Genomic DNA, 13,422 nt, shown 5'->3' with positions numbered 1-13,422 from the left:
TGTCACTCGGCGGCTTCCTGCATCGGCAGCGCGCCGCGACCGTGCTTCTCGTTGATCCGCCGCTCCAGTTCGGGGCGGAAGTTCTTGATGAGCCCCTGGATCGGCCATGCCGCCGCATCGCCCAGCGCGCAGATGGTGTGGCCCTCGACCTGCTTCGTCACCTGCTGCAGCGTGTCGATCTCGGACAGGTCGGCGTCGCCGGTGCGCAGCCGCTCCATCACCCGCCACATCCAGCCGGTGCCCTCGCGGCACGGCGTACACTGGCCGCAGCTCTCGTGCTTGTAGAAGTACGACAGGCGGCTGATCGCGCGCACGACGTCGGTCGACTTGTCCATGACGATCACCGCCGCGGTGCCGAGACCCGACCCGACCGCCTTCAGCCCGTCGAAGTCCATCGGCGCGTCGATGATATGCTCGGCCTTGACCAGCGGCACCGACGATCCGCCGGGGATGACGCACAGGAGGTTGTCCCACCCGCCGCGGATGCCGCCGCAATGCTTCTCGATCAGCTCGCGGAACGGGATGCTCATCGCTTCCTCGACCACGCAGGGGCGGTTCACATGGCCGCTGATCTGGAACAGCTTGGTGCCGCGGTTGTTCTCGTTGCCGAAGCTCGCGAACCATTCCGCACCGCGCCGCAGGATCGTCGGCACCACCGCAATCGATTCGACGTTGTTGACCGTCGTAGGGCAGCCATACAGGCCCGCCCCCGCCGGGAACGGCGGCTTGAGCCGGGGCTGGCCCTTCTTGCCCTCGAGCGATTCCAGCATCGCGGTCTCTTCGCCGCAGATATAGGCACCGGCACCCCGGTGGGCGAACACGTCGAAGTCATAGCCCGAACCACAGGCGTTCTTGCCGAGCAGCCCCTTGGCATAGGCCTCGGCGATCGCCGCGAACAGCACCTCGGCCTCGCGGATATATTCGCCGCGGATGTAGATGTACGCCGCACGCGCGCGCATCGCGAAGCCCGCGACCAGTGCGCCCTCGATCAGCTTGTGCGGATCGTGACGGATGATCTCGCGGTCCTTGCACGAACCGGGTTCGGACTCGTCGGCGTTGATGACGAGGAAATTGGGCCGGTCGGGCTTCGGCGCCTTCGGCATGAACGACCATTTGGTGCCGGTCGGGAAGCCCGCCCCGCCGCGCCCGCGCAGGCCCGATGCCTTGATGCGGTCGATGATATTGTCCGGCCCCAGCGCCAGCAGCGCCTTCGTATTGTCCCAGTCACCCCGCTTCTGCGCGGCGTCGAGGTTCCACGGCTGGAACCCGTAGACGTTGGTGAAGATGCGATCCTTGTCGGCCAGCATCCTTATCGTCCCTTCCCGATCGCCTTTTCGGCGATGAAATACACGGCGACCATCGCGGCGATGCCGATGGCGATGCCGATCAGCTTCAGCGCACCGACAAACAGTTCGAGCGCGATCCACAGCACCACGATCCCGACGAGGACCGCGAGCAGCAGGCTGCCCAGCGCCCTCATGCCGCCGTCCCCGGCGTCACGCCCCATTCCGGGCGATAGTCGTGGTTCTCGGTCATCATCGCGGCGAGGTTGGTCGGTTCCCCGACCGGCTCGACGGTGTGGCGACCGGGCTCCTGCGTGCCGGGCTTGGGCGTCTCGCCCTTGGCCAGCGCCTCGAGGATCGCGGTGGTGCGATCGTAATCGAGATCCTCGTAATTGTCGTCGTTGATCTGGACCATCGGCGCGGAGGCGCAATTGCCCATGCACTCGACCTCGGTCAGCGTGAACAGGCCGTCCGGCGTGGTCCTGCCCTTCACCAGCCCGCGGTTCTTGCACGCGGCGAACACGTCGTCCGACCCGCGCAGCATGCACGGCGTCGTGCCGCACACCTGCACGTGATAGCGCCCGACCGGTGCGAGGTTGAACATGGTGTAGAAGGTCGCGACCTCGTACACCCGCATGTACGGCATATCGAGTTCGCGCGCGACATATTCGATCACCGGAACCGGCAGCCAGCCCTGCGTCTGCGTCTCCGCCCCCACCTGCCGCTGGGCGAGGTCGAGGAACGGGATGGTGCACGACTGCTGGCGGCCCGCCGGATAGCGCCCGACGATCTCGCGCGCCTTTTCGGCGTTCGCCGGGTTCCACGCGAACCCGCCCCAGCGGGCGCGGACTTCGGCTTCGTCGGGGATCTGGGGTGCGTCGGCCATCAGCGAATGAACTCCACGCGGCTGACCTTGTCGCCGCTGAACGAATAGACGGTCATCACGTCGAACGGGGCGGCTTCGGTCGAGCGGCGGACGCGCTCGTGCAGCACGACGCGCTCGCCCAGCTCGAACGACTGCAACACCTCGGCATGGTTCTGCGGGAATTCGGCGAACACCGCCGCCATGCCGCTTTCCACGCCCGCCCGTCCTTCGCGCACCACGTCACCGCGATACTGCGCCTCGCAGCCGTCGTCGGCGAAGAAGGCGGCATAGCCCGCCGCGTCGCGCGCGTTGTAGCGCGCCATCATCGCCGTCACGGTATCGAGACGGCTCAACGGTCGCACTCCCCGAACACGATGTCCATCGCCCCCAGGATCGCGGTGATGTCGGCGAGCATATGGCCCTTCGACATGAAGTCCATCGCCTGGAGATGGCTGAACGCGGTCGGGCGGATCTTCACCCGGTACGGCTTGTTGGTGCCGTCGGACACCATGTAGATGCCGAACTCGCCCTTGGGGCTTTCGGTCGCGACATACACTTCGCCCGCGGGGACGTGATAACCCTCGGTGTACAGCTTGAAGTGATGGATCAGCGCTTCCATCGACTGCTTCATCTCGCCGCGCTTGGGCGGCACGACCTTGCGGTCGAGGCTGCCGACCGGACCTTCGGGCATCTGCGCGAGGCACTGCTTCATGATGCGCGCCGACTGCCAGACTTCCTCGACCCGGACCATGAACCGGTCGTAGCAGTCGCCCCGCGTGCCGACCGGCACGTCGAAATCGACCTTGTCATAGGCGTCGTAGGGCTGCGCCTTGCGGATATCCCACGGGATGCCTGCGCCACGGATCATCGGGCCGGAGAAGCCCCAGCGCACCGCATCCTCGCGGCTGACGATCGCGATATCGACGTTGCGCTGCTTGAAGATGCGGTTCTCGGCGACCAAGCTGACCGCGTCGCCGAACAGCCGCGGCAGGCGGGTGTCGAGCCATTCGGCGATGTCGGTCAGCAGCTTGAGCGGCACGTCCTGCCGCACGCCGCCCACGCGCAGGAAGTTGGCGTGCATCCGCGCACCCGACGCCCGCTCGTAGAAGTTCATCGTGTCTTCGCGCAGCTCGAACATCCAAAGGTTCGGCGTCATCGCGCCCACGTCCATGACATGCGAGCCGAGGTTCAGCATGTGGTTCATGATGCGGGTCAATTCGGCGAAGAACACGCGCAGATACTGGGCGCGCAGCGGCACCTCGATGTCGAGCAGCTTCTCGACCGCGAGGACATAGCTGTGCTCCATGCACATCGGCGAACAGTAATCGAGCCGGTCCATGTACGGCAGCGCCTGCGCGTACGTCTTGTACTCGATCAGCTTCTCGGTGCCGCGGTGCAGCAGGCCGACGTGCGGGTCGATCCGCTCGATGATCTCGCCGTCCAGTTCGGTGACGAGGCGGAGCACGCCGTGCGCCGCCGGGTGCTGCGGGCCGAAGTTGATCGTATAGTTCTGGATCTCGACATCGCCCGCGGTGGGGTTCGCAGCGTCGATCTGCGCGTCGTAATCGGCCATCACTTGTTCTCCGCCGACGAGGCCTTCGCATCGGGCGAGGGCACGTCGGAATCGACCGGCTTTTCATGCGGCTGGTTGCCGGGATGCGGCGTGCCCGCACCGGTCTGCGCGGTGGACTCGGTCGTCTTCGCCTCGGGCGAATCCGGCTTGGCGTCCTTGACCCGCTCATCGGCACGCTTGACCTGATCGGCGGTCACGGGCGACGGCGAACCCGGCGCCTGCCCCACGGCGGGCTTGGGTGCGGCGGCCTTTTCGTCACCCGGCAGGACGTACTCGGCGCCCTCCCACGGGCTGAGGAAGTCGAAGGTGCGGAAGTCCTGTGCCAGCTTCACCGGTTCGTAGACGACGCGCTTGGCCTCTTCCGAATAGCGCATCTCGACATAGCCGGTCAGCGGGAAGTCCTTGCGCAGCGGATGGCCGCGGAAGCCATAGTCGGTCAGGATACGGCGCAGGTCGGCATTGCCGCTGAACAGCACGCCGTACATGTCGTACACCTCGCGCTCGAGCCAGCCGGCATTGTACCAGATGCCGGTGACGGACGGCACCGGCCGTTCCTCGTCGGTGGTCACGCGCACGCGGATGCGGTGGTTCCGCGTCATCGACAGCAGGTGATACACCACGTCGAACCGCTCGGCCCGCTCGGGATAGTCGACGCCGGCGATCTCGGCGAGCATCTCGTAGCTGAGGCCCGGCGTCTCGCGCAGCGCGGTCATCGCCGCGACCAGCCGGTCGCGGTCGACGGTCAGCGACACCTCGCCGACCAGATCCTGCGCGTGGAGCAGCATGTCGCCGAGCGCGGCGGTGGCCGCATCGATCACGCCCTCGTTGGGCGCATGGCGGGGTGCGGGCGCCCTCAACGCTCGATGCTCCCCGAGCGGCGGATCTTCCGCTGCAACTGCATCACGCCGTACAGCAGCGCCTCGGCGGTCGGCGGGCAGCCGGGGACGTAGATGTCGACCGGCACCACCCGGTCGCAACCGCGCACGACGCTGTAGCTATAGTGGTAATAGCCGCCGCCGTTCGCGCAGCTGCCCATCGAGATGACGTATTTCGGTTCCGACATCTGGTCGTACACGCGGCGCAGCGCCGGGGCCATCTTGTTGCACAGCGTGCCTGCGACGATCATCACGTCGCTCTGGCGCGGGGACGCGCGCGGGGCGGCACCGAAGCGCTCCATGTCGTAGCGCGGCATGTTGACGTGGATCATCTCGACCGCGCAGCAGGCGAGGCCGAACGTCATCCACCACAGCGAGCCGGTCCGCGCCCACTGGAACAGCTCCTCGGTCGAGGTGACGAGAAAGCCCTTGTCGGTCAGTTCGCCGTTCAGGTCGTTGAAGAAACCCTGATCGGGGGCCTGCACCGGCACACCGGCGGCGTTACCCGCGCCGAAGCCGTGCGGCGGCGTGGTCAGTTCTACTCCCATTCGAGAGCTCCCATCTTCCAGGCATATACGAGGCCGAGCGCCAGTTCGCCGATGAACACCATCATCGAGATCCACGCGGTCCAGCCGAGATCGAACACCGAAACCGCCCACGGATAGAGGAACGCCGCTTCGAGATCGAAGATGATGAACAGGATCGCCACCAGATAGAAGCGCACGTCATACTGGCTGCGCGAATCCTCGAACGCGGGGAAGCCGCATTCATATTCGCTGAGCTTTTCCGGCGTGGGCTTGTGCGCCCCGGTGAAGCGCGACGCCACCATCGGCAGCACCACGAACGCCGTCGAGAGCAGCAGGGCGATGCCGAGGAACATCAGGATCGGCAGATATTGCGACAGGTCGACCAAGGCAGGGTCTCTCGCGGTTGCGGTAAGGATTGGCTCAGGCTTTAGGCGGATGGGCGCGGGGCATCAAGGGCGGAACAGGATGAGAATCATTCGCAGCTTCGCCCGCCCTGTCCGCACACGCCCGTCATTCCCGCGCAGGCGGAAATCCATTGCCGCCGGCGCATCGTTCAGAACCGCGACGTCCGTGGCTATGGATTCCCGCCTTCGCGGGAATGACGTTGGCAATCAGGGAGAACCCGCCGCCTCAGCGCAGCGCGCCCGCCACCAGCTTGTGCAGGCGGGTCTGCATCTGTTCGTTGCTCGCGAGCACCTCGCCCTTCTCATACGCGCGGTCGGCCCCGCGATAGTCGGTGACGAAGCCGCCCGCCTCGCGCACCAGCAGCAGGCCCGCTGCGATGTCCCACTTGCTGAGGCCCGATTCCCAGAAGCCGTCGAACCGCCCGGCGGCGACATAGGCCAGATCGAGCGCCGCCGAACCGAAGCGCCGGATGCCCGCGACTTCCGGCGCGACCGCACCGAAGATGCGGGTCCATTCGGCGAAATTGCCATGGCCGAGGAACGGGATGCCGGTCGCGATCAGCGCTTCGGACAGGTCGCGCCGCGACGACACGCGCAGCCGCTGTCCCTGCAACCATGCCCCCCGGCCCTTCTCCGCCCAGAAGCCTTCGTCGGTGATCGGGTTATAGACCATCGCGCAGGTGATCTCGGGCTTGCCGCCCGGACCATTGGGTTCCTCGACCGCGACCGAAATGGCGAAGTGGGGGATGCCGTGCAGGAAGTTGGTGGTGCCGTCCAAGGGATCGACGATCCAGCGCGGCTTGGTGGGATCGCCCTTCACCTCGCCGCCTTCCTCCAGCAGCATGCCCCAGTCGGGCCGGGCTTTCCGCAGTTCCTCGACCAGCGTCTCCTCGGCGCGCTTGTCCGCCATCGACACGAAGTCCGCAGGCCCCTTGCGGCTGACCTGGAGATGCTGGACCTCGCCGAAGTCGCGGCGCAGGCGCGGGCCGGTCTTGCGGACGGCGCGTTCGATGACGGTGATGAGGCCGGATTGGGCGGACATTTCTGGTTCCTGTTGGTTCTTATTTGGCAGCGCCGCGGGCGAAGCCCGCGTCGTCGGTCGCGCGTGCGCGCGCCGGCCGGGCTGGCGGCTTGGCGGAATAGCGTTCGCTATTCCGTCCGGCCGCTGCGCCTCAATCCGCGCGCCTCACATACGTCTGCTCATACACGTCCACGACGATCCGCGTGCCCGAGGCGATATGCGGCGGCACCATCACGCGCACGCCGTTGTCGAGCACGGCGGGCTTGTACGACGACGACGCGGTCTGGCCCTTCACCACCGCATCGGCCTCGACGATGGTCGCCTCGATCGTGTCGGGCAGCTGGACGCTGATCGCCTCGTCCTCATAGAGTTCCATGACGACATCCATGCCGTCCTGCAGGAACGCGGCGGCCTCGCCCAGCAGGTCGCGCGGCAGCGACACCTGGTCGTAGGTTTCCTTGTCCATGAACACCAGCATGTCGCCTTCGGGATACAGGAACTGGAAGTCCTTGGTATCGAGGCGGATACGCTCGACCGTCTCGGCCGAGCGGAAGCGGACGTTGTTCTTGCGGCCGTCGCGCAGGTTCTTCATCTCGACCTGCATATAGGCGCCGCCCTTGCCCGGCTGGGTGTGCTGGATCTTCACCGCCCGCCAGATGCCGCCTTCATATTCGATGATGTTGCCGGGGCGAATGTCGACGCCGCTGATCTTCATGGGAAACCATACCTGTTGGAAAGAGCGAAGCCGCGCCCTTACTCCGCACGCGCGCCACGGGCAAGCAGCGGATAGGGATCGATCGCCTGCCCGCGGTACCACGGCGCCGCCGGGTCGGTCCGCTCGATGCCGAAGTGCAGATGGGTGTTGCCGCGCCCGGCATTGCCGCTGTCGCCGACATAGCCGATGACCTGTCCGGCGCGGACACCCCGCCCCTCCTCGCTTCCCGCCGCATAGCCCGCGAGATGCGCATAATAATAGGACAGCCGCCGGTCGGGCGCGCGGACGTAGAGGGTGATGCCGCCCCCGCCGGGACTGAAGAAGCGCTTCTCCACCACCCCGTCCGCCGCCGCCACCACCGGCGTGCCGAGCGGCGCCATGATGTCGGTGCCGGTATGGCCGCGCGTGCCGTCGCCCCGCACCTCGCCCCAACTACCGCGCAGCGCGGCGGGATCGACGCCCCGCACCGGGACCAGCAACTGGCCGGGCGCCGCACCGACTGCCCCGGCGGCGGCAGTCGGCAGCGCTGCGGCAGGTTGCGGGGCAGCCGGTCGCCCGCCGAAATCGACGAAGAACGCGACGAACAGGCCACCCAGCGCGAACAGGCCCAGAAACGCCCAGCCGATCCGGTTCATGCCGCCCCCTCCCTGCCCGTTACGGCTGGAAGATCGCCGGGGTGCCCGGCTTCACCATCAGCGACAGCCGCGCCACGTCCCAATTGGTCAGCCGGATGCAGCCGTTGCTCTCGGTCTTGCCGATCTTGTCGGGTTCGGGGGTGCCGTGGATGCCGTAATGCTCCTTCGACAGATCGATCCAGACGACGCCGACCGGATTGTTCGGCCCCGGCGGTACGATCTGCTTACTGTCGGACTTGTCGGCGTTGCGCAGGATCGCCGGGTTGTACTGCCAGTCGGGATTAGGCGCGATGCCCTTGATCGTCCATTTGCCGATCGGCAGCGGGTCATGCGCCGACCCCATCGTCGCCGGAAACTGGGCGAGGATGCGGTCGCCGGCATAGGCGCGCAGCCAGCCCTCAGACTTGTCGACCACCACCCGGTCCGCCTGCGGCTGGCTGGCATCGACATTCAGATTGGCCAGCGTCTGGCGATACTCGCCCGACAGGTCGCCCGGATAGTTGCGCGACGACGGCAGCACGTTCGGGAACACCACCCGCGTGCCCGCGCGCAGCGGCGTCTGCGGGCTGTTCAGCGCGACCAGCGTGGCGGGCGTGGTGTGGAACATCTCCGCCAGCTTTTCGAGCGGCGAGCGATAGCCGATCGTGGTCAGCCTCGCCTGATCGGCATAGTCCTTCGGGATCGGATTGGTGTACGGCCCGGCCAGCGCGCGATCGGACAGGGTCAGCGTCACCGTCGCGGGGCGCATGTTCGGACCGAGCGCGGCGGTGGTGCGCGGATCGAGGTTGCCGGTCACCGGCAGGCCTTTCGCGGCCTGGAACCCGCGCAGCGCCTTGGCAAAGGCCGGGCTGGCCTTGCCGTCGATCACGCCGGTGGTGAAGCCGTGGCGATCGAGCAGCACCTGCGCGTGCAAGATGCCCTGATCGATCGGGGGCACCGCCGCCGGTTGCGGTGCCTGCGCCATCGTCGCGGTCCCGATCGCCGCCGCCGCCAGAGCCAAACGCTTCATACCTACCCCATGAAAATCGTTGAGGCAGGATAACGAACGCAGCCTGAAGTCGTTGCGCTACCGGCCGAGGACTTCCCCGAACGCACGGACCGCCGCCGCCTCGTCGCCGTTCCACACCGCGCCGGACACGGCAAGGAAATCGGCCCCCGCCGCCACCAGCGGCGCGGCATTGGCGGGGGTGATCCCGCCGATCGCGACGCACGGCAGCTCGAACACCGCCGACCACCACGACAGGATCACCGGTTCGGGCACGTGGCGCACTTCCTTGGTGGTCGTGGGATAGAATGCGCCGAACGCGACATAGTCCGCGCCGCCCTCGCCCGCTTCCATCGCAAGGTGGCGGCTGTCGTGCACGGTCACGCCAATCTGGACATTGGGGCCGAGCACGTCGCGCGCCTCGCGCGGGTCGCCGTCCTCCTGCCCCAGATGCACGCCGTCCGCGCCCAGCCGCCTGGTCAGGCTGATGCTGTCGTTGACGATGAACGCCACGTCGCGGTCGGCGCAGATGCGCTGCAACGGCTCGGCAAGGCGGGCGGCGGCATGCTGGTCGATGTCCTTCACCCGGAACTGGAACGCCGCGACCGGCCCGGCATCCAGCGCACGGGCGAGCCGATCGGGGAAGCCCCCGGTCACGTCGAGCGGGGAGATGAGGTAGAGCTGGCACGGCGGGCGGCGCACGTCGCGGACGAACTGGGTCGCGAAATCGGGGGACAGCGGGCCGAGCGGATCTTCGTCGAGGGTCATGCCGCCTCCCTGCCCCGGCGGACGCGGCGAGGGAAGCGCGAATCCACGCGACGGCGGGCGGGGCGGGATCGGCATTCGACTTCCCCAGGGTCGTGTTGCATCGATAAGTCTGTCCGCGTCGTCACCCCGGACTTGTTCCGGGGTCCACGGTGCGGCGATCGATGACGCTTGTATGCGGTCCACCGCGTTTGCGGCTTGGTGGACCCCGGAACAAGTCCGGGGTGACGAGACAGGATCGGAAGGTCGGCCCGCCCTAGCGGCTGCGCGACAATTCGGTCGCCATGTCACTTGCGATGGCGATGTCGTCGGCACCGCCCCGTGCCCGCAGCGCCGCGATCCGCTGTCGCATCGCCGGCGCCCGCGCCCGCGACGCGGCGATCGCGACATATTCGCGTACCGTCTTCGCCCAGAGCGAATCGGGGCCGTCCACATCCTCCGCATCGCGCGCGAAGGCGGAACGATAGGGCACGAGGTGTCCGCCGGCGTCGCGCTTCAGGAACAGCAGCACGCGCGTGCCGCGCGGAAAGCGGTAGCGCACGCATCCCCCGATCAGCGCGCCGGGATGCGGCGCGCGCAACTCGCGCGGATCGCTGCGCTCGGCCCCCTCGCCGCCCTTCGCCAGAAAGGCGTCGGGCAGTTCGATCCGCCGCGGCGCGGTCGAACCCTTCAGCACCGCCACCGGCGTCGCCAGCACGGTGCCGTCATATTCGCCCGGGCCTTTGCGCTCACCGTCGATACGCGCGATGACGATCGCATCGGCGGTCGCCGCCAGGTCGAGCGCGGTCGGTACCTTGTAGCCCGACCGCACCGAACAGGCGACGGCCGGGCCGACCGGAACCGCCGCCAGCAGCAATGCCACGACGATCCCGGTCCGCACCGGCGTCACGCCGCCAGCAGCGTCTTCTCGGTCGAGGCGCAGTGGATCTCGTCGATCGCTTCCGCCAGCGCCCTGTCGAACTCCGCTTCGCTCATCTGCGCGCGCAGGTCCGAGAGGAGCGCACGGCTGAAGCTGGCGATGATGCCGGGATTCTTCGCCAGTTCGGCGCACGCCTCGGTCCGGCCGAACCCGCCCGACAGCGCCACGACGCGCAGCACGCGCGGGTGACCGACCAGCGGCTGGAACAGACCGGCCTTCTCCGGCAGCGACAGCTTGAGCATCACCTTCGTCTCGCCGTCCAGCGCGTCGAGCGCCTTGAGCAGTTCGGCGAGCAGCATGTCGTCGGCCTGTGCGCGCTCGGCGCTCTTGATGTTCACCTCCGGCTCGATGATCGGCATCAGGCCGTGGGCGAGCACCTGGCGAGCGACGTCGAACTGCTGCTGCACCACGGCGGCGATGCCTTCGGGGTTCGCAAGGTTGATGACCGAGCGTTCCTTCGTCCCGAAGATGCCCAGCTTGGCGGCACGCGACAGCAGCGTGTCGAGGCCCGGATTGGGCTTCATCAGCTGCACGCCGTTCGCCTCGTCCTCCAGACCCTTGTCGATCTTCAGGAACGGCACGATGCCCTTGTCGGCCAGCGCCTGCGGCACGGGCTTGCCGCCCGCCTGCCCGTCCATCGTCCGCTCGAACAGGATCGCGCCGATCACCTTGTCGCCGGTGAAGGCGTCCGAGGTGATGATGCGGGCGCGCATGTCGTGGATCAGCCCGAACATCTCCTCGTCGCTGCTCCACGCGCCTTCCTCGACGCCATAGCCCTTCAGCGCCTTGGGCGTCGATCCGCCGCTCTGGTCGAGCGCGGCGATGAACCCCTGGCCGTCGGCGATCTTCGCAGTCATTTCAGCGGTATTCATGCTCGGTCCCCTTGGTATCCGATGGAAAACATCACAGCGCCAGCCAGCGCCGCAGCGCCTGGTCGACCTGTTCCATGGCGGTGGCGTCCGCCTGTCCCAGCACGCGCACGATGCGGCTGCGGCGCAGCGTCTTGATCTTGTCGACCTGCGCCTCGCTCTCGACCGAGATGCCGGTCTTGTCCGAAGGTGCGAAGGGCACGCGGAACAGCGTCTCGCCGCCGGTCAGGCTGGTCATCGGGACCAATGTGACCGAGGCATGGGCTTCGTTGAACAGATCGGACTGGACGACGAGGAACGGGCGGCGCTTGACCGACAGGGCCTCCGGCCCTTCGACCAGCACGATCATGCCGCGCCTTATCTCCACCGGCCGTCCTCCGCCTCTACCTTGTCGAAGAAGGCCCAGTCGGCCCCGTCGTCGCGCGCGGCGGCGCGTTCGGACTGGCGGCGCGCTTCGGCGCGGAACGCCTCGTCGTGCAGTTCGACGTAGCGGCGCACCGCATCGCGCGCGATGTCGCTCTTGGAACGCCCCTGCGAACGGGCGACGTTCGCCAGCCGTTCCTCCAATTCGGTATCGAGTCGTACCCCTAGCACCCGCCACACCTCGTTTAACGTGTTGAACGGGTAGCCGGGGTTGCCGCCGGGATCAAGCGGAATGTATTGCTGTCCTACGCTGGCAGCAAGCCGCCATGCCGGGGCCGGGCGTTGCGTCGGCCCCGGCGAACGCTCAGCGCGCCAGTGCGGCGACGCCGGGCAGTTCCCTGCCTTCCATCCATTCGAGGAAGGCGCCGCCCGCGGTCGAGATGAAGCTGAACTGGCCCGACACGCCTGCCTGATTCAGCGCCGCGACGGTATCGCCGCCGCCCGCGACCGACACCAGCGAGCCGTCGGTGGTCAGCGCCGCCGCGGTCCTCGCCAGCGCGACGGTCGCGGTGTCGAACGGCGGCGTCTCGAACGCGCCCATCGGCCCGTTCCACACCAAGGTGCGGCAGTTCTTGAGCACGTCGCCCAGCGCCTCGGTCGCGGCGGGGCCGACGTCGAGAATCATCTCGTCGGCGGCGACTTCGTGGACGTTGACGGTGCGCGTCGCCGGGTTCGGCCTGAACTCGGTCGCGACCACCACGTCGTACGGCAGGTGGATGGTGCAACCCGCCTTGTCCGCCGCGTCGAAGATTTCCTCGGCGGTGCCGGTCAGGTCATGCTCGCACAGCGACTTGCCGACATCGACCCCGCGCGCCGCGAGGAAGGTGTTGGCCATGCCGCCGCCGATGATGAGGTGATCGACCTGCCCGACCAGATGCTTCAGCACATCGAGTTTCGACGACACCTTCGCCCCGCCGACGACCGCCGCGACCGGGTGCTGCGGATTGCCCAGCGCCTTGTCGAGCGCGTCGAGTTCGGCCTCCATCTGCCGCCCGGCGAAGGCGGGCAGCGCGCGCGCGAGGCCCTCGGTCGAGGCATGGGCGCGGTGCGCCGCCGAGAAGGCGTCGTTGACGTAATAGTCGCCGAGCGCCGCCATCTTTTCAACGAGTTCCGGGTCGTTCTTTTCTTCACCGGCGAAGAATCGCGTGTTCTCCAGCACGGCGATGTCGCCGCCCTGCATCGTCGCGATCGCATCCGCCGCGCCGTCCCAGTCGACGAAGCGGACCTCGCGGCCCAGCACGACGCTAAGCGGCTGCGTCACCGGGGCCAGCGACATGCTGGGGTTCGGCTGCCCCTTGGGCCGCCCGAAATGGGCGAGGATCAGCACGATCGCGCCGCGATCGGCCAGTTCGCTTACGGTGCCCACCGCCGCGCGCAGGCGGGTGTCGTCGGTGACGGCCCCGTCGGCCATCGGCACGTTCAGATCCTCGCGGACCAGTACGCGCTTGCCCGTCAGGTCGCCCATGTCGTCGAGCGTCTTGAAATTCCGGCTCATGTCTTCGCTCCCAAATGCCGTTCGGTTCGAGCAGCATGCGAAGCGAGTCGGATGCGTCCGTCGAGAAT

Annotated in this window: 18 protein-coding genes; all 18 read right to left on the bottom strand. The window is 67.6% G+C overall.

Annotated elements, in window-relative coordinates:
• Positions 1-2: 2 nt before the first annotated feature.
• On the bottom strand, positions 3-1,307 hold the full coding sequence (gene nuoF, locus ABLE43_RS04955) for an NADH-quinone oxidoreductase subunit NuoF (protein ID WP_348977370.1): 1,305 nt from the start codon (positions 1,305-1,307) through the stop codon (positions 3-5).
• 2 nt (positions 1,308-1,309) lie between these two features.
• Positions 1,310-1,480: a hypothetical protein gene (locus ABLE43_RS04950; RefSeq protein WP_348977369.1), complete on the bottom strand. Its 171-nt coding sequence runs from the start codon at positions 1,478-1,480 to the stop codon at positions 1,310-1,312.
• The gene (locus ABLE43_RS04945) at positions 1,477-2,169 is read right to left on the bottom strand and encodes a complex I 24 kDa subunit family protein (RefSeq protein WP_348977368.1); all 693 of its coding nucleotides are present in this window, start codon (positions 2,167-2,169) and stop codon (positions 1,477-1,479) included. The genes ABLE43_RS04950 and ABLE43_RS04945 overlap by 4 nt, the downstream gene beginning before the upstream one ends.
• A complete protein-coding gene (locus ABLE43_RS04940) occupies positions 2,169-2,510 on the bottom strand; it encodes a nuclear transport factor 2 family protein (protein WP_425475227.1) in 342 nt (113 codons plus the stop codon). Before ABLE43_RS04940 ends, ABLE43_RS04945 begins: the two co-directional genes overlap by 1 nt.
• Positions 2,498-3,721 carry an NADH-quinone oxidoreductase subunit D gene (locus ABLE43_RS04935; protein WP_348977367.1) on the bottom strand — a complete coding sequence of 408 codons (1,224 nt, stop codon included), beginning with the start codon at positions 3,719-3,721 and terminating at the stop codon, positions 2,498-2,500. Before ABLE43_RS04935 ends, ABLE43_RS04940 begins: the two co-directional genes overlap by 13 nt.
• Positions 3,721-4,578 (bottom strand): NADH-quinone oxidoreductase subunit C, encoded by an 858-nt coding sequence (locus ABLE43_RS04930; protein WP_348977366.1) that lies wholly within the window; start codon positions 4,576-4,578, stop codon positions 3,721-3,723. The genes ABLE43_RS04935 and ABLE43_RS04930 overlap by 1 nt, the downstream gene beginning before the upstream one ends.
• Positions 4,575-5,144 carry a NuoB/complex I 20 kDa subunit family protein gene (locus ABLE43_RS04925; protein ID WP_348977365.1) on the bottom strand — a complete coding sequence of 190 codons (570 nt, stop codon included), beginning with the start codon at positions 5,142-5,144 and terminating at the stop codon, positions 4,575-4,577. Before ABLE43_RS04925 ends, ABLE43_RS04930 begins: the two co-directional genes overlap by 4 nt.
• Positions 5,135-5,509, bottom strand: a complete 375-nt coding sequence (locus ABLE43_RS04920) for an NADH-quinone oxidoreductase subunit A (protein WP_348977364.1) — start codon at positions 5,507-5,509, stop codon at positions 5,135-5,137. Before ABLE43_RS04920 ends, ABLE43_RS04925 begins: the two co-directional genes overlap by 10 nt.
• Positions 5,510-5,753: 244 nt before the next feature.
• Positions 5,754-6,569, bottom strand: coding sequence for an inositol monophosphatase family protein (locus ABLE43_RS04915; protein WP_348977363.1), 816 nt, complete (start codon positions 6,567-6,569; stop codon positions 5,754-5,756).
• A gap of 130 nt (positions 6,570-6,699) precedes the next feature.
• Entirely contained in the window at positions 6,700-7,263 is a 564-nt protein-coding gene (efp, locus tag ABLE43_RS04910; RefSeq protein ID WP_348977362.1) for an elongation factor P, read from the bottom strand.
• 38 nt (positions 7,264-7,301) lie between these two features.
• Complete coding sequence (locus tag ABLE43_RS04905) at positions 7,302-7,898, bottom strand: M23 family metallopeptidase (RefSeq protein ID WP_348977361.1); 597 nt, start codon at positions 7,896-7,898, stop codon at positions 7,302-7,304.
• Between the two features lie 19 nt (positions 7,899-7,917).
• On the bottom strand, positions 7,918-8,907 hold the full coding sequence (locus ABLE43_RS04900; protein ID WP_348977360.1) for a L,D-transpeptidase family protein: 990 nt from the start codon (positions 8,905-8,907) through the stop codon (positions 7,918-7,920).
• Between the two features lie 57 nt (positions 8,908-8,964).
• Complete coding sequence (gene thiE / locus ABLE43_RS04895; protein WP_348977359.1) at positions 8,965-9,651, bottom strand: thiamine phosphate synthase; 687 nt, start codon at positions 9,649-9,651, stop codon at positions 8,965-8,967.
• A gap of 253 nt (positions 9,652-9,904) precedes the next feature.
• A complete protein-coding gene (locus tag ABLE43_RS04890; RefSeq protein WP_348977358.1) occupies positions 9,905-10,537 on the bottom strand; it encodes a hypothetical protein in 633 nt (210 codons plus the stop codon).
• Positions 10,534-11,439, bottom strand: coding sequence for a fructose bisphosphate aldolase (locus ABLE43_RS04885; RefSeq protein WP_348977357.1), 906 nt, complete (start codon positions 11,437-11,439; stop codon positions 10,534-10,536). Before ABLE43_RS04885 ends, ABLE43_RS04890 begins: the two co-directional genes overlap by 4 nt.
• Before the next feature lie 31 nt (positions 11,440-11,470).
• A complete protein-coding gene (locus ABLE43_RS04880; RefSeq protein WP_348977356.1) occupies positions 11,471-11,785 on the bottom strand; it encodes a type II toxin-antitoxin system PemK/MazF family toxin in 315 nt (104 codons plus the stop codon).
• An 8-nt stretch (positions 11,786-11,793) separates the two neighbouring features.
• Complete coding sequence (locus ABLE43_RS04875) at positions 11,794-12,030, bottom strand: ribbon-helix-helix protein, CopG family (protein ID WP_348977355.1); 237 nt, start codon at positions 12,028-12,030, stop codon at positions 11,794-11,796.
• Positions 12,031-12,163: 133 nt separating this feature from the next.
• Positions 12,164-13,354: a phosphoglycerate kinase gene (locus tag ABLE43_RS04870; protein WP_348977354.1), complete on the bottom strand. Its 1,191-nt coding sequence runs from the start codon at positions 13,352-13,354 to the stop codon at positions 12,164-12,166.
• Positions 13,355-13,422: the final 68 nt, after the last annotated feature.

Source organism: Sphingomonas silueang (genome assembly GCF_040049155.1).
Taxonomy (GTDB): Bacteria; Pseudomonadota; Alphaproteobacteria; order Sphingomonadales; family Sphingomonadaceae; genus Sphingomonas; species Sphingomonas silueang.
This window is presented reverse-complemented; position numbering and strand designations above follow the sequence as displayed.